The sequence below is a fragment of the Streptomyces sp. NPDC005648 genome, from assembly GCF_040605395.1.
Lineage (GTDB): Bacteria > Actinomycetota > Actinomycetes > Streptomycetales > Streptomycetaceae > Streptomyces.
Map to the genome: position 1 here is coordinate 1 of NZ_JBEXCS010000137.1, position 18,065 is coordinate 18,065.

Genomic DNA, 18,065 nt, shown 5'->3' on the forward strand with positions numbered 1-18,065 from the left:
AGTTGCTCGCGTCCACTGTGTTAGTTCTGAGGCAACGACCGTGTCGTGTTCCGGTTGACAGCTTCATAGTGTTTCGGTGGTTATAGCGTGAGGGAAACGCCCGGTTACATTCCGAACCCGGAAGCTAAGCCTTACAGCGCCGATGGTACTGCAGGGGGGACCCTGTGGGAGAGTAGGACGCCGCCGAACAATCATTGAGAAAGGCCCACGCCAATTGGCGTGGGCCTTTCTGCGTTTATGCTCAGCCGTATGCGCTATGACCTCGTCATCTTCGACAACGACGGCGTACTCGTCGACAGCGAGCCCATCTCCAACCAGCTGCTGGCCGCCTACCTCACCGAGCTGGGGCACCCGACGTCGTACGAGGACTCGATACGGGACTACATGGGTGCCGCCATGCACCGGGTCCATGAGCTCGTCCTGGAGCGGACCGGGCGGCGATTGCCGGCGGACTTCGACGATGTCTTCCATGCGCGGGTGTTCGCCGCGTTCCAGCGGGAGCTGAAGGCCGTGGCCGGGGCCACCGATGTGCTGGAGGAGCTGGTGGCGAGCGGGGTGCCGTACTGTGTCGCCTCTTCCGGGAGTCATGAGCGGATTCGGGTCGGGCATCGGACGACCGGTCTCGACCGGTGGTTCGGGGAGGGGCGGATCTTCAGCTCCGAGGACGTGGGGCGGGGGAAGCCGGCGCCCGATCTCTTCCTGTACGCGGCCGAACGGATGGGGGTCGCGCCGGAGCGGTGTGTGGTGGTGGAGGACTCGCCGCTGGGAGTGCGGGCGGCTTTCGCAGCTGGAATGGACGTCTACGGCTTCACGGCCATGACGCCTGCCGAGCGGCTCACCGGGGCGACGCAACTCTTCTCGTCCATGGGGGAGTTGTCAGGGCTGCTGCACTGACATTTGTCATCCCGAGCTCCGGACGATCGTTTCTACTGGCCAGGGGGTGCCGGGCGGCAGGCTGAGGGCATGACGACGAAGACGAGCAACAGCGACAAGGCGAACAAGCAGAGCACCTTCGGGCCGCTGATCGTGGACGTGGCGGTGCCTGTCGGGTCGTACTACCTCTTCAGGGACGCGTTCGGCGCCGGCACCTTCGCCGCCCTCGCGCTGAGCAGTGTGGTGCCTGCCGTGCGGACCGTGTGGAGCGCTGTGAGGGAGCGGAAGGCGAACGCGCTCGCCGCGCTCATCCTGGTGGTGAACGTGGTGTCGTTGGCGCTGAGTTTCCTCTCGGGTGACCCGCGGCTGATGCTCGCCAAGGACAGCGGGGTCAGCAGCGTGATCGGGATCGCCGTCCTCGTGTCGGTGGCGATGGGCCGGCCGATGATGACCGAGGGGTTCAAGCCCTTCCTGACGCGGGGCGACGTGGCGAGGGAGGCCGCCTGGGAGCGGCTGGCGGTCGGGTCGGCCGCGTTCCGGCGGCTGGAGCGGGTGTTCTCGGTGGTGTGGGGTGTGGCGCTGCTCGGGGAGTGCGTCGCGCGGATCGTCGGGGCGTACACGGTGCCCGTCGACACCATGGTCTGGCTCGGGTCGCTCATCCTCGCGGGCACGATCACGCTGGCCCTCGTCGTCAGCCGTAAGGTCGCCGCCGAGCCGATGGCGCGGATGATCACCGTCGAGGTGACCGCCGCCGACGCCACCGTGGTTCCCGAGGTCGCTGTCGCCGCCTGAAGGCACCGAAGTGGCACCGAAGTGGCACCGAAGGTAAAGCTGAAGGAAATTCATCTTTGGCTGGATCTACCCAGGGGTAGCCAGGGGCCCTACGCTCGCCGCCATGACAGATGTGCTGCGGCGCGGTAGGGCCTCTTTGGCGTTCAGTTTCCTCGTTCAGGGCGCCACCTTCGCCCTTCTGGTGACCCGTATCCCGGCCATCCAGGACCGGTACGGCGTCTCCGACGCGCTCCTGCCGGCCTTCCTGGCCGCGGTGCCGATCCTGGCCGGTGTCGGCAGCGTGACGACCGAGCAACTGGTGAAGCGAATACGGCCCAGTCTGCTGCTGCGCTGCCTCCAGCCCGTGGTGATGCTGGCTCTGGTCGGCGTCGGGTCGGGCGACCAGCTGCTCGAGCTGGGCGTGGCGCTCGCTGCGTTCGGGCTCGCCGTGGGTGGCCTCGACGCCTCGATGAACATGCTCGGTGTGAGCCTCCAGCGGGCGTACGGGCGCAGCATCATGCTCAGCTTCCATGCCGCGTTCAGCCTGGGCGGCATCTTCGGGGCCTCGCTGGCCTGGGTCGGCGCGCACTGGCATCTCGCGCTGTGGGTGCTGTACCTGCCGGTCGTGGCGGTGCTGCTGCCGGCCGCGCTGGTGGCGAGCCGCTGGTATGTCGACGGGGACGCCTCCACCGCCCAGGAGCAGGAGGCGGGTGCAGCCCAGGGGCAGGGCATCGTCTTCAAGCTGCTGCTGCCGCTCTGCCTCGTCATGACCTTCGCCTACATCGGCGACTCGACCGTCTCCAACTGGAGCGCGAAGTACCTGAAGGACGTGCTCGGCAGCTCGGAGCAGCTGTCCACCGTGCCGTACAACGTGTACATGGTGACCACACTGCTCGGGCGGTCGCTGGGGGACACGGGCGTACGGCGGTTCGGGGCCGTCGCGGTGGTGCGGCTGGGGGCGCTGGTGGCGGCGCTCGGGTTCGCGGTGGTGGCCCTGGCGCCGGGGGCGTGGGTCGGCATGCTCGGGTTCACGTTGCTGGGCCTGGGGTTGTGCGTGCTGGTGCCGCAGACCTTCGCCGCGGCCGGGCGGCTGTTCCCGAACGCGTCCGATGCGGCCGTGGCCCGGCTGAACGTCTTCAACTACGTCGGGTTCCTGATCGGCTCGCCGCTCGTCGGTGCTCTGGGCGACGCCTGGAGCTATCGCGGGGCCATGCTCGTGCCGATGGTGTTGGTGCTGGTGACCCTGGTGTACGCCCGCTCGTTCGCGCCCTCGTCGGACCGATACGGTGGCGGGCATGAGCGGCCGCGCACAGCTGATGTGGGACGAGGCAGTAACGGGCTATGACTTCGGTCCGGACCATCCGATGGATCCGGTCCGGCTCGCGCTGACCCGGCGTCTTGTCGATGCCTTCGGGCTGGACAAGGACGTCGAGGTGGTGGCGGCGAAGCCCGCCGGGGAGTCGACGCTGCGGCTCGTCCACCGGCAGGACTACATCGAGGCCGTGAAGGCGGCCTCGATGGACCCGGAGGCCGCCCGGGGGGCGTACGGGATCGGGACCATGGACGATCCCGCGTTCGCCGGTATGCACGAGGTGTCCGCGATGATCGCGGGGCAGTCGGTGGGCGCCGCGGAGGCCGTGTGGCGCGGGGAGGCCCTGCACGCCGTGAACTTCGCGGGCGGGCTGCACCACGCGATGCCGGGAGGCGCGTCCGGGTTCTGCATCTACAACGACGCCTCGCTCGCCATCGCGCGGCTGCTGGAGCTGGGCGCCGAGCGGGTCGCCTACATCGACGTGGACGTCCATCACGGGGACGGCGTACAGGCCGCCTTCTGGGAGGACCCGCGTGTGCTGACCGTCTCGCTGCACGAGCATCCGCGGACGCTGTTCCCGCAGACCGGCTGGCCGGAGGAGACCGGGGCGGAGGCGGCCGAGGGGTCGGCGGTGAACCTCGCGCTGCCCGCCGGGACCGGGGACGCGGGCTGGCTGCGGGCGTTCCACGCCGTGGTGCCGGAACTCGTCGCCGATTTCCGGCCGCAGGTGCTGGTGACCCAGCACGGCGCCGACACCCACTTCGAGGACCCGCTCGCGCATCTCGCGGTGTCGCTGGACGCGCAGCGGGCCGTCCAGGTCGCCTGCCATGAGCTGGCGCACGAGTACGCCGACGGGCGGTGGATCGCGTTGGGCGGTGGCGGGTACGCCGTGGTGGAGGTCGTGCCGCGGTCGTGGACACATCTCGTGGCGATCGCCGCGGGGCGGGAGATCGCGCCGGAGACGGTGATCCCGGAGGGCTGGCGGCAGGAAGTCTTCGCACGGACACGGCAGTTGGCGCCGGCCCGGATGACGGACGGGCGGTGGCCCGTGTCCTACGCCGGGTGGGAGGCGGGCTACGACCCCGCGGACCGGCTGGACCAGGCGGTGCTGGCGACTCGGCGGGCGGTGTTCCCGCTGCGGGGCCTGCTGGCGTGACCCGGAGGCCCCGCCGGCAAACCTCCCCGTCGGATCTGGAGCAGCTGGATCAGGGGCAGCTGGATCAGGAGCAGATGCTGATGTCCGAGTTGTAGTAGATGTCGATCGTGCCGCTCCAGTTCATGCACTCACCGGCCTTGGGCTCGTCCTTGTACACCGGGCCCGCGTAGCTGGTGTAGGAGCCGTAGTCCTTGGCCGGAGCGTTGCCGGTCGGCCAGGTGTCGAGCGTGACCTCCATGAACATGCGCTTGCCGGGGTTGTTGCGCACGGTCACGGCGCACAGCTGGGCGGCGCCGGTGCTGTAGGTGACGTAGGTGGTGCCGATGACCGTGGACTGGGACGACTTGATCGGAGTCGACGCGACGACCCGGAATCCGGTGCCGCAGGCGCCGTTGTAGGCACCCGCCGTGGCCGCGGAGGCCGGCGTGGTCGCGGCGAGCGTGCCGCCCAGGGCGAGGACGGCGAGGGCGCCGGCGGTGACTGCCTTGCGGCGGATCTGCTTCATGGTGTTCCCCCGTTGATGTCTTGGTGTGCGATGACGTCTTGGTGTGCGTCGGTGTCCTGTGTGGACCACTCGCAAGATGAGACCTGGCGGCCGCCCGGACAGTTGTGGGCTGTTGTGTCGCTGTTCCGTCACCGGTGTCACAGGGGGCGTTACGCCAACTGTGCGGTGTTTGCCCGTTCGTGTGGCCGCGCTCGTCCGGGTCCGTCACCATCGCAGACGTGTTGAGCACCGGAGCCCTGCGCGCTCATCTCCTGGCGGCCCGTCTCGCGGGGCCGGTCGCCACGTCCCGTGAGGAGAGCCTGCGGAGCTATCGGCTCTTCGCCGCGCGCGACCCCCGTGTGCTGATCGGACTCGATCCCGAATGGACATGGGATCAGCGGGACCTGATCGAACTGATGGCGGACAAGTGTGGAGTTTCGTCCGATCCGCAGCATGTTTCGGGTCATGATGTGATCGATCCAGAGCGGACGTTGACCGCCCTGGACGCCTTCGCGGAGCGGCTCGCCGCTGCGGCCCAGAGCGGCGCGTCCGTGCTCCTCGGCACCGGCCATCCGCACCGTCTGCTCGGGTTCTACGCCGCGCTTGCGGACGCGCTGTCGGCGGCGGGATGTACCGTCCTCACCCCGGCGCATGGTCGCTGTGTCGACATAGTGACCCGGTTCGGTCTACGCACGTACAACCTTGAGTACGTACAACGAGTCGCGCTCGTCCGCGAACCGGGGACGTCGAGCCCCGGTTGTGCGACCGGCGTGCACACGCATTCGCCGCTCCCGGTTCGGTTCGCGCTGGCCGCGGCCGCGGAGGCCGGCGGGCCGCTGCCCGACCTTGTCATCGGGGACCACGGGTGGGTCTGCGGAGCAGGTCAGCTGGGGTTTGAGGCCATTGGTCTGGCGGATACTGATGACCCAGCGCTCTTTGTGGGGGAGGCTGAGGGGGTCGTGTCCGTAGTCGTTCCACTTGATGACGCTGTGCGGTCTGATTACTACCGGCCGCTTACCCGCTACGTACTCAATCGAGCGTGTCTGTCACAGTAGGCCGCCGATGGGTGCACCTCTTCCCCACTCGCATCACCCGCCCCTACATTGGGGAGTGAGCACGCAGCGACGAAGAGTCACCGGAAGGGGAAGCCGGTGGCCGTCGAGTGCGGAAGGTTCAGGTGTGTCATGGCTGCTGAGCAGAGGCCTCTGAGCGAGGTTCAGTTCCTTACCGTGGCGGAGGTCGCCTCGGTGATGCGAGTGTCGAAGATGACCGTGTACCGCTTGGTGCACAGCGGTCATCTGCCCGCGATCCGGGTGGGGCGGTCCTTCCGCGTCCCCGAGAACGCGGTTCATGAGTACCTCCGTGAAAGCTATGTGGGGGTGGAAACCGCCTGACGACCGTGGTCCGGGGGGATCCTCAGGGCACTTCAGGGATCTCCCCCGACTCCTCGATTACGACCTCAGCGCTCGGACGGGTAGGCTGGCCCCTCGTAGGTCGTATGGGCCCCGGCGCCCAGCACCGAGTGATGAGAAGTGAGCGAGGGTAGTCGTGGGCTCTGTTATCAAGAAGCGGCGCAAGCGGATGGCTAAGAAGAAGCACCGCAAGCTGCTCAAGCGCACGCGCGTTCAGCGTCGTAACAAGAAGTAAGGCGACGCGGCGAAAGCAAGCGTGTTTGTGGCCCCCCACCGCAGCGGTGGGGGGCCACACGCATTCGCCGCTCGATCGGCAAGGCCTCGATTGGCGGGGCGCGATAGGCGGGGACTCGCTTCGCGGGCTCCGTGCATACGTATACGGCTTTCACATGGCCTGGTCTGATCGTACGTCTGTGTATGTCGTCACTTCGTGCATTGGGCGGTCATCACAGCGCAACATCGACCCGCTAAGTTGGCCACACACGGGGAACACGGCAGGCTACGACTGTTCGGACCGTCTCGAAGGAAGGCGCTGATCTTGGGCAAGGTCGTGCTCGTGACCGGAGTGGCCCGCAGGCTGGGGGGCCGGTTCGTACGACGGATCCAGCGTGACCCGCAGGTGGACCGGGTGATCGGCGTGGACGCGATCCCTCCCGAGCACCATCTCGGGGGCGCCGAGTTCATCCAGGCCGACATCCGGCAGCCCGGTATCGCCCGGGTGCTCGCCGAGACGGGCGCCGACACGGTCGTACACCTGGACGTGACGGCGATGGCGCTCGGCAGTGGCAGCCGGACCACGGTCAAGGAGACCAATGTCATCGGCACCATGCAGCTGCTCGGCGCCTGCCAGAAGTCGCCGACGGTCGAGCGGCTGGTGGTGAAGTCCAGTACGAACGTCTACGGCTCCGCGCCCCGCGATCCGGCCGTGTTCACGGAGACCACCCCGCCCAAGTCGCTGCCCTCCGGCGGGTTCGCCAAGGACACGGTCGAGGTCGAGGGGTATGTACGGGGCTTCGCGCGCCGGCGGCCCGATGTGGCCGTCTGTGTGCTGCGGTTCGCCAACATCCTGGGGCCCGCCGCGGACACCCCGCTCGCCTCGTACTTCGCGCTGCCGTTCCTGCCGACCGTGTTCGGCTACGACCCGCGGCTGCAGTTCGTGCACGAGGACGACGTGATGGAGGTGCTGCGGATCGCCTCGCACGAACCGGAGCGGGGCACGCTCAACAGCGGCACCTTCAACATCGCCGGCGACGGCGTCCTGCTGCTGTCGCAGTGCTCGCGGCGGCTCGGGAAGCCGACCGTGCCGCTGCTGCTGCCTGCCGTGAACTGGGCCGGTTCGCTGGTGCGCACGCTGGGCGTGACCGACTTCTCGCCCGAGCAGATCCGGCTGCTCACCCATGGCCGGGTCGTGGCGACCCAGCAGATGCGCGAGACGCTCGGGTTCCGGCCCAAGTACACGACGGCCGAGACCTTCGCGGACTTCGCCCGCAGCCATGGCCCCGGGCTGCTGCCGCCGGAGGCCCTCTCGGGGGCCGTCGAGCGGATCGCCGCACTGCCCGCCCTGGGCGGGGGCCACCCCCCGACGCAGAGCGCCAACTGAGGAGCGCATCAACGATGGCGGATGCCAAGGTCATTCCGTTCGACGACGACCGGTCCCGCGGGAGCGCCGTGCAGCGGCCGCCGCGGCGCCGTGGCGCGGGGAGCCGGCGCAAGACCACCTCCGAACCCGTGCTGGTCGGCGACGTCCAGCCCCTGCCCAGCAGGGCGTCCGCGCAGGATGATGTTCCCGTGACGCGTGAGGAGCAGCAGCCCGAGAGGCCGCAGGACGAGGGTGGCCTGGAGCGGCGTATCGCGCACGGGCTGGACTTCCTGCGCCGCCGGCTCACCGGTGACTACGAGGTCGACGACTTCGGTTACGACGAGGAGCTGACCGACCAGGTTCTGATGTCCCTGCTGCGGCCGGTGTACGAGAAGTACTTCCGGGTCGATGTGAAGGGCGTCGAGAACATCCCGTCCGAGGGCGGCGCGCTGATCGTCGCCAACCACTCGGGGACCCTCCCGATGGACGGCCTGATGATGCAGGTCGCCGTCCACGACAACCATCCGGCCGGCCGGCATCTCCGTCTCCTCGCCGCCGACCTGGTCTTCATGCTGCCGGTCGTCAACGAGCTGGCCCGCAAGCTGGGGCACACCCTGGCGTGCGCGGAGGACGCCGAACGTCTCCTCGGACAGGGTGAGTTGGTCGGCGTGATGCCGGAGGGCTTCAAGGGCATCGGCAAGCCCTTCTCCGAGCGCTACAAGCTCCAGCGTTTCGGCCGCGGCGGCTTCGTCTCCACGGCCCTGCGCAAGGGTACGCCGATCATCCCGTGCTCGATCGTGGGCGCGGAGGAGATCTACCCGATGATCGGCAACGCGAAGACCCTCGCGCGTGTCCTGGGCTTCCCGTACTTCCCGCTGACGCCGACCTTTCCGTGGCTGGGGCCCCTGGGTGCGATCCCGCTCCCCACGAAGTGGACGATCCAGTTCGGCGAGCCGATTCTCACGGACGGGTATCCGCCGGAGGCGGCCGAGGACCCGATGCTGATGTTCAACCTCACGGACCAGGTGAGGGAACAGATCCAGCACACCCTGTACAAGCTGTTGGTGCAGCGGCGGTCGGTGTTCTTCTAGGGGGTCCGTCCCCAGGGTGTGTGCGGGTACGGCGGTGGGGGCGGCCCTGGTGGGAGGGGCGCCCCCTTGGTGTTGTGCCGTTCTGTCTACGAGCTCGAGTTCTCGCCCTCGATGCCCAGGCCGGGCAGGAGGCCCGGGAGCAAGGGGGGGATGGTGACGTCCGAGTTGGCGGACGGGGAGCTGCTGGTGGACGGGGAGGCGGTGCCGCTCGTCTTGGGCGGGTCGAGCAGGCCGCCGGTGTTGCCGCCGAGCAGGCCCTCGTTGCCGCTGGAGGCCGACTTGCTGGGGTCGGCGGAGCGGCCGCCCTCGGAGGTGCCGTCGCCCGCGCCGGGGTGGGTCGAGCCGTGGTCGGAGCCGGAGGTGCCGGTCGGCGCCGTGCCCGAGCCGTGCCTGCTGTCGGAGCCGCCGCCCTGGGCCGGGGGCTGGGGCAGCAGGGACTGCAGCGGGGCGACCTCTTCGTCTATGGCGTCGAAGACCGAGGAGACCTCCTGGCTGACGTCCCCGAGCTGGACCGGGAGCTTCTCGCGCAGGGCGCCCCAGGCCTCGCGGTGCGAGCGGGAGAAGGCGGAGAGGGCCTGGATGGGGCCCAGCGAGTTCGGATCGCGCTCGTACGCCTCGTGCAGCAGGCGGTGGCCCTCGGAGGCGTCGTGGGTCATGCCCGACAGGGTGCGGCGGATCTCGCCGACCGACTCGTGGTCGAGATGGCCGCCGCGGCCTCGGTCGAGCAGCCGGCGGGCCTCGTTGAACCGGGTCGAGGCGAGGTCCAGATAGGCCTGGCCCTGCTGGTCGGCGCCGTCGGTGAGGTAGTTGAGCTTGAAGTCCTCGATACCGCGCTTGAGGCCGTAGAGCGAGTCACCGGGCAGCGCGTCCGAGCTGGCGGCGGCGACTCCGCCGAAGGCGCCCGCGGCGACACCGACGCTGAGGCCGCCCGCGGCGAGGCCCTTGGTCAGCCGGGAACGCGGTCGCAGCTTGCCCAGCGGGCTCGCCCGGTGTGTGCCCCGGGAGCGGTGGGACCGCTGCTCCGGTACCGAAGGGTCCGCCACCTCGCCGCCGGTGCCCTCCTGCAGCATGGCCTCGAACGCGGCCACCAGCTGGGCCCGCTGGACGACCTTGACCTCGGGGTCCAGCTCCGGCCTGGGCAGCGCGCCGAGGTCGACCACGAGGGCCAACAGCTCGGCCTGCTCCGGTCGTGCCGCACCGGGCGGGGTCGGCGGTGGTCCTTCGGACTGCTCGGCCGCCGTGTCCCGGTCGGGCTGCTCGTCCAGGGCCTGGGCGAAGGCGTTCGCCCGCCGGTGCGCCGATACGTTCGCGATCACTGGCGGCACCTCCTCTCGTCATCACGGTCGACTCCCCAGGGGGTCCTGAGGGTTGCACGCCCCGGACGCATCCACACGATCGGGTGATCGGAGACGGCCAGGGAGTGACCACAGGGAGCCTGCATCCCGCACAACGAGTGGCGCGGCACTTGGGTTACGGACGACGGATGATCGGATCGGGAAGTCAACGGACTTTCACTGACGGTGAGTTGGACGTCACTGAGGGCTGCGGCCGGGGTCGGCTCAGCGCGCGTCTTCCGGCAGGAGGCGGGCGAGGGTGCGGACGGCCCGGTACTGGAGCGTCTTGATGGCGCCCTCGTTCTTGCCCATCACGCGCGCGGTCTCGGCGACGGAGAGCCCCTGCAGGAAGCGCAGGGTCACGCACTCCTGCTGCTGGGGGTTGAGCCGGCGTACGGCGTCCAGCAGCGCGGCGTTCGACAGGGACTCCAGGACGGAGTCCTCCGGCGAGCGCTCGACCTCGTTGGCGTCGAGCATCTCGCCGGTGGTCACTTCCAGCCGGAAGCGGCTCGACTTGAAGTGGTCGGCGACCAGGTTGCGCGCGATCGTGACCAGCCAGGCACCGAAGTCGCGGCCCTGCCAGGTGAACGTGCCGATACGGCGCAATGCGCGCAGGAACGTCTCGCTGGTGAGGTCCTCGGCGGTGGCCTTTCCGCCCACGCGGTAATAGATGTACCGGTAGACGGTGTCGCTGTACTGGTCGTAGAGGCGTCCGAAGGCGTCGGGCTCGCCGGCCTGGGCGCGCTCGACCAGGTCCATCATCCGGGCGCTGTCACTGTCCGCCGCGGGACGGCGGGCGGTGGTGGCGGCGCCGGTCGTGCGGCCCCTTCTGCCGACGGCGGCGCTGCCCTCGGCGAGGGCGTAGCACGGGCCGGCGGGGGCGGCTGTGGCTACGGCGAGGACGGGGACGGCGTACGCGGTGGGGACGAAGCCGCGCAACAGGTCTTGGACCGTTGCGCGCAGCGTAGCCAGGCCCGAGGCGTCAACCCCGACGTGTGGGTACACGGGACTCCCAGAGGCAGAGCTTCCATCACGTGCAGTGCGGGACCGTTCACCCGTCGTAGCGACGGAGGGGTACCGGTTTGCGTCTGAGGAGAATAACGCTTCGTGCAGGCGCTGCTACACCGAGTTGCTCAAAACTTCGATTACGTCGCTTCTGTAACCGAATGAGGCATGGTGAAGTGCCGGAGGGTGACCGGTTGTTGATCAGATGGGATCGAGTTTCGGTCGGGTCCGGGGCGTGTTGTGGCTGTGCGCCGACAAGAGGACTGAGAGGGCGATTCGGGGGGTACGCCTTGTATTTCGGGCGCGCGTGTTCCGCGGCTCTAGCGGCGGCGGCGATGCAGCGCGATGGCCGCCGCGGTACCTCCGGCGACCGCGCCCACGCCCGCTGCCGCCGGGATGCCCACCTTCGCGGCCTTGCGGCCGGTCCTGTAGTCCCGTAGGCGCCAGTCCAGTTGCCGCGCGTGTTTGCGGAGCTTGGTGTCCGGGTTGATGGCGTAGGGGTGGCCCACCAGGGACAGCATGGGGATGTCGTTGTGGCTGTCGCTGTAGGCGGCGCAGCGGGTCAGGTCGAGGCCCTCGGCCGCCGCGAGGGCCCGGACCGCCTCCGCCTTCGCGGGGCCGTGGAGGGGTTCGCCCACGAGCTTGCCCGTGTAGACGCCGTCCACCGATTCGGCGACCGTGCCGAGGGCGCCCGTCAGGCCGAGCCGGCGGGCGATGACCTGCGCGATCTCCACCGGTGCGGCCGTGACCAGCCACACCTTCTGGCCCGCGTCCAGGTGGGCCTGGGCGAGGGCGCGGGTGCCGGGCCAGATGCGCTCGGCCATGTACTCGTCGTAGATCTCCTCGCCGATCGACTGGAGTTCGGCGACGCGGTGGCCCTTGACGATGGAGAGGGCCGAGTCGCGGGCCTCCTGCATGTGTTCCGGGTCCTCGGAGCCGGCCAGCCGGAACCACGCCTGCTGCCAGGCGAATCGGGCCAGGTCGCGGGTCTCGAAGAACTTCCGCTTGTACAGGCCACGGCCGAAGTGGAACAGGGAGGCGCCCTGCATCACGGTGTTGTCGAGGTCGAAGAAGGCGGCTGCCCTGTCGTCGCCGAGCACCGGGAACTCCGGTTCCTCCGGCGGGACGTCCTGCGACGACTTGCGCGCTGCCTCCGCCGAGGCCTCGCCTGCCAACACGCTTCGCGCCGTGGCGGAGCGCCTACGGGGAGTGAGCCATCCGAGAGCGGCCATGTCGTGAGCATAGCCAGTTTGTTCGGAGCTTCCGGAGTCGAGAGGTTTGGAGGCTGTGAACTCTCCGCGACCGCGTCGTTAAACAGGCGGGACAATGGCCGACATGGCTCCCATCTTCCGGCGCAAGTCCGCCCCGTATGAGCGATTGGTCACTCTCGTAGGCAAGTCCGACTGTCATCTGTGCGAGGACGCGCGGGCGGTGGTGGAGAAGGTCTGCGCCGAACTCGGCGTCCCCTGGGAGGAGAAGGACATCAACCAGGACAAGGAGTTGTACGACGAGTACTGGGAGCAGATCCCGGTGGTACTCGTCGACGGCAGGCAACACACCTTCTGGCGGGTGGACGAGGGTCGCCTCCGCAAAGAACTGACCGAGTAGTACAAGGCCGTACGGGACGTCGCTTAGGATCGGTGGCGGTCTGGTCTTGGGGGGCGGGATTCACTAGGAGTGTGTCGGTTTTGCCCCCAGGGATACGCCTGAGACGTGTGTGCGTGACCCCGGTCACGTTGGCCGGGCAAAACGGACACCATCTTTGTGCACGCGTTCACAAAGACATAGCCTGCTGTCGACGGGGCGGTCCGGGTACGTGTGACCGCCTACAGCCCCGCTCTACCCGCAGGAGCACCGTGGCAACTGGCCGAACTCACCGACCGGCGACCCGTAGCCGAGGGATTCCCGAGGCCACCGTCGCCAGGCTTCCGCTGTACCTACGAGCCCTGACCGCGCTGTCGGAGCGCTCGGTACCCACGGTGTCGTCCGAGGAACTCGCCGCCGCCGCGGGGGTCAACTCCGCGAAGCTGCGCAAGGACTTCTCGTACCTGGGGTCGTACGGGACCCGCGGGGTCGGCTACGACGTCGAGTACCTCGTCTACCAGATCTCCCGCGAGCTGGGGCTCACCCAGGACTGGCCGGTCGTCATCGTCGGTATCGGCAATCTCGGCGCCGCGCTGGCCAATTACGGCGGGTTCGCCTCCCGCGGCTTCCGGGTCGCGGCTCTCATCGACGCCGACCCGGCGATGGCCGGCAAGCCGGTCGCGGGCATCCCCGTGCAGCACAGCGACGACCTCGAGAAGATCATCGAGGACAACGGTGTGAGCATCGGCGTGATCGCGACCCCCGCCGGAGCCGCCCAGCCGGTCTGCGACCGGCTCGTGGCCGCCGGGGTCACCTCCATCCTGAACTTCGCGCCGACCGTGCTGACCGTCCCGGACGGTGTCGACGTACGGAAGGTCGACCTCTCCATCGAGCTGCAGATCCTCGCCTTCCACGAACAGCGCAAGGCCGGCGAGGAGAGCGCCGCCGGAGCCGACGGTTCCGGGCCGGTCGCCGCCGCGCACAAGGAGTCCGCCGAGCAGGGGCCCGACGGGGACGTACCCGCCGTGATGCCGGCATGAGTCTCCTCGTCGTCGGGCTGAGCCATCGCAGCGCCCCGGTCAGCATCCTGGAGCGGGCCGCGCTGGGCGCGGACGCGCAGGTCAAGCTGTTGCAGGACACGGTCGCCGCGGAGCCGGCCGCGGAGGCCGCGGTGCTGGCCACCTGCAACCGCATCGAGCTGTACGCCGACGTGGACAAGTTCCACGCCGGTGTCGCCGAGCTGTCCACGCTGCTCGCCCAGCACAGCGGGGTGGGACTGGACGAGCTCACGCCGTATCTCTACGTCCACTACGAGGACCGTGCGGTCCACCATCTGTTCTCGGTGGCGTGCGGGCTCGACTCGATGGTCGTCGGCGAGGGCCAGATCCTCGGGCAGATCAAGGACTCGCTGGCCAAGGCGCAGGACCTGCACACCGCCGGGCGGCTGCTGAACGACCTCTTCCAGCAGGCTCTGCGGGTCGGCAAGCGGGCTCACTCCGAGACCGGGATCGACCGGGCCGGACAGTCGCTGGTCACCTTCGGGCTGGAGCAGCTCGCCGCCGGCGGCGATGCCGAGGAATGGGCTCGCGGCAAGAAGGCGCTCGTCATCGGGGCCGGGTCGATGTCCTCGCTGGCCGCGGCGACCCTGGCCCGGGCCGGGGTGGACGAGGTGGTGATCGCCAACCGGACCGCCGATCGGGCCGACCGGCTCGCCGAGATACTCAATGACGCCGGCGACCTGGACGTGGTGGCCCGGGCGGTACCGATGGACGCGGTGCCGGGCGAGCTGACACGTGCCGATGTTGTGGTGTCTTGTACGGGTGCGACCGGGCTCGTGCTGAGCGCGGACGCGGTTGGGGCGGCGGTTTCGGGGCGGGTGCCGGACGCGGGTGCGGGGGTGGGTTCGCCCGCCCGCGCCGGCGGGGTGCCGTCTCGCTTCGGGTCGGGAGCCGCCCAAGCGGCACGACTGCCCGCAGACCATGAGGGCGGCGAGGAAAACTGTCCGCTCGATCTGCCCTCCCTTTCCGCCACCGCCGGTTTCTCCGTCCTCGGGGAAGCCGCCGTGGCCGGGATGGGGGCCGCCGAGCTCGAGCAGCATGCGGCCTGGGTGGACAACGCTCCTCGGCCGCAGGAAGCCAAGTCGGTGGCCGAGGAGGCCGAGGCCATCGTCGCGCTTGCCGCGCTTGCCTCCTCCGGGATGCGGATTCCCGAGCGTCGTAAGCCCGCGGCGGTCGTTGAGGCGGCTCGGCCTGCGCCTGTGCTCTTTCTGCTCGACCTCGCCATGCCCCGGGACATCGACGCCGCCGTGCATCGGATCGGCGGGGTGCGGCTCGTGGACATCGAGTCGTTGGCCGAGGCCAGTGCGGATGCGCCGATGGTCGCCGACGTCGACCAGGTGCGACGGATCGTGGCCGACGAGGTCGCCGCGTTCGGGGCCGCGCTCAGGGCGGCCCACATCACGCCGACCGTGGTGGCGCTGCGGACCATGGCCGCGGATGTCGTGGCCCATGAGATCGCGCGGCTCGAAGGGCGGCTTCCCGGGCTCGACGACAAGCACCGGGCCGAGATCACGCAGACCGTGAAGCGGGTCGTGGACAAGTTGCTGCACGCCCCGACCGTGCGGGTCAAGCAGCTCGCCGCCGAGCCGGGCGGCGCGGGGTACGCCGATGCCCTGCGCACCCTGTTTGACCTCGACCAGGAAGCGGTCGCCGCCGTCTCCCGCGCCGACGGCGCCGACGACGAATCTGAGAACAGCAAGAACCGAGGGCCAGCATGAGTAGCAAGGCACTGAGGCTCGGGACCAGGCGAAGCAGACTCGCCATGGCCCAGTCCGGGCAAGTCGCGGACGCCGTGAGCCAGGTGACCGGACGGCCCGTCGAGCTCGTCGAGATCACCACCTACGGCGACACGTCCCGTGAGCACCTCGCGCAGATCGGCGGCACGGGGGTCTTCGTGACCGCGCTGCGGGAGGCGCTGCTGCGGGGTGAGGTCGACTTCGCGGTTCATTCGCTGAAGGACCTGCCCACCACGCAGCCCGAGGACCTCGTGCTCGCCGCCGTACCGGAGCGTGAGGACCCGAGGGACGTCATCGTCGCCCGGGACGCGCTGAAGTTCACCGACCTGCCCAGGGGGGCCAGGATCGGGACCGGTTCGCCGCGGCGGACGGCCCAGCTCAACGCGTATGCGCTGAGCCATGGGCTGGACATCGAGACCGTGCCGATCCGGGGGAACGTCGACACCCGGATCGGGTATGTGCGCGAAGGCGGGCTGGACGCCGTGGTCCTCGCCGCCGCAGGACTCAGCCGCCTCGGGCGGATCGACGACGTGACCGACTTCCTGTCGGTCGACACCGTTCTGCCCGCCCCCGGCCAGGGGGCACTGGCGATCGAGTGCGCCGCGGACGACGCGGAGCTGATCGCCGCGCTCGGGGAACTCGACGACCCGTTCACCCGGGCCGCCGTGACCGCCGAGCGGTCACTGCTCGCCGCCCTGGAGGCCGGCTGCAGCGCCCCTGTGGGCGCGCTGGCCGACCTTCTGGCCGACGGGCAGATCGTCAAGGAAATGCGCCTGCGCGGGATAGTCGGCACGACCGACGGTTCGCGTACGGTGCAGCTGTCCACCACCGGTCCCGTGCCCGAGACACACGACCAGGCGACGGCGCTCGGTCGCGAACTCGCTGCCGAGATGCTTGCCCAGGGCGCGGCCGGTCTGATGGGGGAGCGAGCACAGTGAGCCCCACCACCCTTCCCACCGGCCTCGATCACGGGCACGTCACCTTCCTGGGTGCCGGACCCGGGGATCCGGGACTGCTGACTCTGCGCGCCGTGGAGGCGCTGGCGAACGCGGACGTCCTGGTCGCCGAGCACGACGTGCTCGACGTGGTGCGTCAGCACGCCAGACACGGCGTCGCCGAGGTGCACACGGACGGGGGTCCTTCGTCGGACCCGCTTCCGGGCACGGGCACACCTCAGCTGGCGGTTGTTGACGGCTCGTCAACAACCGCTGGGGTCCCCGCGGTACGGGATGCCGCACATCTTGTCATGGAGGCCGCGCGGGGCGGCAGGCGGGTCGTCCGTGCGGTCTCCGGTGACCCCGGCCTGGACGCCTACGCCGCCGAGGAGATGCTGGCCTGCGCTCGCGCGGGTCTCTCCTTCGAGGTCGTGCCCGGTGTCGCCGCGGCCGTCGGCGTGCCCGCGTACGCCGGTGTCCCGCTGCGGGACGCCCAGGGCGCGGACGTCCGCTTCGTGGACGCCCGTACCGCCTCCGACCGGTGCTGGACGGAGGTGGGCGCGTCGGACGGGACCGTGGTGGTCTCCACGACGCTGGACTCCGTCGGCGCCGCCGCGGGCGAACTGGTGTCCGCCGGACGTAAGCCCGATACGCCGATCACCGTGACCGTGGCCGGCACGACCACGCGTCAGCGCACCTGGACCGCGACCCTCGGGACCATCGCCCAGACGCTGAAGCAGGCCAAGGTGCTGCCCTCGCCGGAGGGCGGCCGGCCGGTGATAGTGGTGGTCGGTGAGCGTTCCTCCGCCGCACAGCGCGACCAGCTGTCGTGGTTCGAGTCCAAGCCGCTGTTCGGCTGGAAGGTCCTCGTGCCGCGTACGAAGGAGCAGGCGGTGTCGCTCTCCGACCAGCTGCGGTCCTACGGGGCCGTACCGCACGAGGTCCCGACGATCGCCGTCGAGCCGCCGCGGACGCCCCAGCAGATGGAACGTGCCGTCAAGGGTCTGGTGACCGGGCGGTACGAGTGGATCGCCTTCACGTCGGTCAACGCGGTGAAGGCCGTCCGGGAGAAGTTCGAGGAGTACGGGCTCGACGCGCGGGCCTTCGCGGGGATCAAGGTCGCCGCGGTGGGGGAACAGACCGCCAAGGCGCTGGTCGCCTTCGGTGTGAAGCCGGACCTGGTGCCGAGCGGGGAGCAGTCCGCCGCCGGGCTGCTGGAGGACTGGCCGCCGTACGACCCGGTGTTCGACCCGATCGACCGGGTGTTCCTGCCGCGTGCGGACATCGCCACGGAGACCTTGGTCGCCGGGCTGATCGAGCTGGGCTGGGAGGTCGACGACGTGACGGCCTACCGGACGGTCCGTGCCTCGCCGCCGCCGGCGGAGACCCGGGAGGCGATCAAGGGGGGCGGGTTCGACGCCGTGCTCTTCACGTCGTCGTCCACGGTGCGCAACCTGGTGGGTATCGCGGGCAAGCCGCACAACGTGACCGTCATCGCCTGCATCGGCCCGGCGACCGCCAAGACGGCGGAGGAGCACGGGCTGCGGGTCGATGTCATGGCTCCGGAGCCGTCGGTGCAGAAGCTGGCGGAGGCGCTGGCCGACTTCGGTCTGAAGCGGCGGGCCGCCGCCATGGAGGCCGGGGACGCGGTGACACGGCCGAGCGAGCGGCGGCCGGGGGCACGGCGGCGGCGTACGACCTGAGGTGCGGCGGGGGTGCGGCTGAGGGCCGCACC

General features: G+C 69.8%; 18 protein-coding genes and 1 rRNA gene. 15 read left to right on the forward strand and 4 right to left on the reverse strand.

Annotated elements, in window-relative coordinates; genetic code table 11:
- The first annotated feature begins 72 nt into the window (after positions 1-72).
- The 5 genes from rrf (at position 73) to ABZT17_RS42170 (ending at position 4,112) form a co-directional block, all read left to right on the forward strand.
- A 5S ribosomal RNA gene (rrf, locus tag ABZT17_RS42150) occupies positions 73-189 on the forward strand.
- Between the two features lie 60 nt (positions 190-249).
- Positions 250-894 carry an HAD family hydrolase gene (locus ABZT17_RS42155; RefSeq protein WP_356357476.1) on the forward strand — a complete coding sequence of 215 codons (645 nt, stop codon included), beginning with the start codon at positions 250-252 and terminating at the stop codon, positions 892-894.
- A gap of 69 nt (positions 895-963) precedes the next feature.
- On the forward strand, positions 964-1,665 hold the full coding sequence (locus tag ABZT17_RS42160; RefSeq protein WP_356357477.1) for a VC0807 family protein: 702 nt from the start codon (positions 964-966) through the stop codon (positions 1,663-1,665).
- 103 nt (positions 1,666-1,768) lie between these two features.
- Positions 1,769-2,989 carry an MFS transporter gene (locus tag ABZT17_RS42165; RefSeq protein WP_356357478.1) on the forward strand — a complete coding sequence of 407 codons (1,221 nt, stop codon included), beginning with the start codon at positions 1,769-1,771 and terminating at the stop codon, positions 2,987-2,989.
- The gene (locus ABZT17_RS42170) at positions 2,940-4,112 is read left to right on the forward strand and encodes an acetoin utilization protein AcuC (RefSeq protein ID WP_356357479.1); all 1,173 of its coding nucleotides are present in this window, start codon (positions 2,940-2,942) and stop codon (positions 4,110-4,112) included. The genes ABZT17_RS42165 and ABZT17_RS42170 overlap by 50 nt, the downstream gene beginning before the upstream one ends.
- A 64-nt stretch (positions 4,113-4,176) precedes the next feature.
- Here the strand turns inward: ABZT17_RS42170 and ABZT17_RS42175 are convergent, their stop codons facing one another.
- Positions 4,177-4,617 (reverse strand): hypothetical protein, encoded by a 441-nt coding sequence (locus tag ABZT17_RS42175; RefSeq protein WP_356357480.1) that lies wholly within the window; start codon positions 4,615-4,617, stop codon positions 4,177-4,179.
- A 218-nt stretch (positions 4,618-4,835) separates the two neighbouring features.
- Here ABZT17_RS42175 and ABZT17_RS42180 point away from each other — a divergent pair, with 218 nt between their 5' ends.
- The 5 genes from ABZT17_RS42180 to ABZT17_RS42200 all read left to right on the forward strand — a co-directional run bounded on the left by ABZT17_RS42180 (position 4,836) and on the right by ABZT17_RS42200 (position 8,678).
- On the forward strand, positions 4,836-5,651 hold the full coding sequence (locus ABZT17_RS42180; RefSeq protein WP_356357481.1) for a phosphatase: 816 nt from the start codon (positions 4,836-4,838) through the stop codon (positions 5,649-5,651).
- A 129-nt stretch (positions 5,652-5,780) separates the two neighbouring features.
- Positions 5,781-5,990, forward strand: a complete 210-nt coding sequence (locus ABZT17_RS42185; RefSeq protein ID WP_016437488.1) for a helix-turn-helix domain-containing protein — start codon at positions 5,781-5,783, stop codon at positions 5,988-5,990.
- A gap of 154 nt (positions 5,991-6,144) precedes the next feature.
- Complete coding sequence (locus ABZT17_RS42190; protein WP_003948845.1) at positions 6,145-6,243, forward strand: AURKAIP1/COX24 domain-containing protein; 99 nt, start codon at positions 6,145-6,147, stop codon at positions 6,241-6,243.
- A gap of 303 nt (positions 6,244-6,546) precedes the next feature.
- Complete coding sequence (locus ABZT17_RS42195; protein ID WP_356357482.1) at positions 6,547-7,608, forward strand: NAD-dependent epimerase/dehydratase family protein; 1,062 nt, start codon at positions 6,547-6,549, stop codon at positions 7,606-7,608.
- Between the two features lie 14 nt (positions 7,609-7,622).
- Positions 7,623-8,678 (forward strand): lysophospholipid acyltransferase family protein, encoded by a 1,056-nt coding sequence (locus ABZT17_RS42200; protein WP_356357483.1) that lies wholly within the window; start codon positions 7,623-7,625, stop codon positions 8,676-8,678.
- A gap of 86 nt (positions 8,679-8,764) precedes the next feature.
- Here the strand turns inward: ABZT17_RS42200 and ABZT17_RS42205 are convergent, their stop codons facing one another.
- The 3 genes from ABZT17_RS42205 to ABZT17_RS42215 form a co-directional block, all read right to left on the reverse strand.
- A complete protein-coding gene (locus ABZT17_RS42205; RefSeq protein WP_356357484.1) occupies positions 8,765-9,994 on the reverse strand; it encodes a DUF5667 domain-containing protein in 1,230 nt (409 codons plus the stop codon).
- 243 nt (positions 9,995-10,237) lie between these two features.
- Positions 10,238-11,017, reverse strand: coding sequence for an ECF subfamily RNA polymerase sigma factor, BldN family (locus ABZT17_RS42210; protein WP_356357485.1), 780 nt, complete (start codon positions 11,015-11,017; stop codon positions 10,238-10,240).
- A gap of 320 nt (positions 11,018-11,337) precedes the next feature.
- On the reverse strand, positions 11,338-12,249 hold the full coding sequence (locus ABZT17_RS42215; protein ID WP_356357486.1) for an HAD-IB family hydrolase: 912 nt from the start codon (positions 12,247-12,249) through the stop codon (positions 11,338-11,340).
- Between the two features lie 94 nt (positions 12,250-12,343).
- On the opposite strand from ABZT17_RS42215, the gene ABZT17_RS42220 reads away from it, so the two are divergent.
- The 5 genes from ABZT17_RS42220 (at position 12,344) to ABZT17_RS42240 (ending at position 18,033) form a co-directional block, all read left to right on the forward strand.
- Positions 12,344-12,625, forward strand: coding sequence for a glutaredoxin family protein (locus tag ABZT17_RS42220; RefSeq protein WP_356357487.1), 282 nt, complete (start codon positions 12,344-12,346; stop codon positions 12,623-12,625).
- Between the two features lie 248 nt (positions 12,626-12,873).
- Positions 12,874-13,641, forward strand: a complete 768-nt coding sequence (locus tag ABZT17_RS42225; RefSeq protein ID WP_356357488.1) for a redox-sensing transcriptional repressor Rex — start codon at positions 12,874-12,876, stop codon at positions 13,639-13,641.
- Complete coding sequence (locus ABZT17_RS42230) at positions 13,638-15,377, forward strand: glutamyl-tRNA reductase (RefSeq protein ID WP_356357489.1); 1,740 nt, start codon at positions 13,638-13,640, stop codon at positions 15,375-15,377. Before ABZT17_RS42225 ends, ABZT17_RS42230 begins: the two co-directional genes overlap by 4 nt.
- A complete protein-coding gene (hemC, locus tag ABZT17_RS42235) occupies positions 15,374-16,333 on the forward strand; it encodes a hydroxymethylbilane synthase (protein WP_356357490.1) in 960 nt (319 codons plus the stop codon). Before ABZT17_RS42230 ends, hemC begins: the two co-directional genes overlap by 4 nt.
- Positions 16,330-18,033: a bifunctional uroporphyrinogen-III C-methyltransferase/uroporphyrinogen-III synthase gene (locus tag ABZT17_RS42240; protein ID WP_356357491.1), complete on the forward strand. Its 1,704-nt coding sequence runs from the start codon at positions 16,330-16,332 to the stop codon at positions 18,031-18,033. Before hemC ends, ABZT17_RS42240 begins: the two co-directional genes overlap by 4 nt.
- Positions 18,034-18,065: the final 32 nt, after the last annotated feature.

Coding starts and splice junctions, on each gene's coding strand:
- ABZT17_RS42200 (WP_356357483.1), top strand. CDS start 7,623: ATGGCGGATGCCAAGGTCATTCCGTTCGACGACGACCGGTCCCGCGGG.
- ABZT17_RS42165 (WP_356357478.1), top strand. CDS start 1,769: ATGACAGATGTGCTGCGGCGCGGTAGGGCCTCTTTGGCGTTCAGTTTC.
- ABZT17_RS42215 (WP_356357486.1), bottom strand. CDS start 12,249: ATGGCCGCTCTCGGATGGCTCACTCCCCGTAGGCGCTCCGCCACGGCG.
- ABZT17_RS42155 (WP_356357476.1), top strand. CDS start 250: ATGCGCTATGACCTCGTCATCTTCGACAACGACGGCGTACTCGTCGAC.
- ABZT17_RS42220 (WP_356357487.1), top strand. CDS start 12,344: ATGGCCGACATGGCTCCCATCTTCCGGCGCAAGTCCGCCCCGTATGAG.
- ABZT17_RS42230 (WP_356357489.1), top strand. CDS start 13,638: ATGAGTCTCCTCGTCGTCGGGCTGAGCCATCGCAGCGCCCCGGTCAGC.
- hemC (WP_356357490.1), top strand. CDS start 15,374: ATGAGTAGCAAGGCACTGAGGCTCGGGACCAGGCGAAGCAGACTCGCC.
- ABZT17_RS42175 (WP_356357480.1), bottom strand. CDS start 4,617: ATGAAGCAGATCCGCCGCAAGGCAGTCACCGCCGGCGCCCTCGCCGTC.
- ABZT17_RS42170 (WP_356357479.1), top strand. CDS start 2,940: ATGAGCGGCCGCGCACAGCTGATGTGGGACGAGGCAGTAACGGGCTAT.
- ABZT17_RS42185 (WP_016437488.1), top strand. CDS start 5,781: ATGGCTGCTGAGCAGAGGCCTCTGAGCGAGGTTCAGTTCCTTACCGTG.
- ABZT17_RS42160 (WP_356357477.1), top strand. CDS start 964: ATGACGACGAAGACGAGCAACAGCGACAAGGCGAACAAGCAGAGCACC.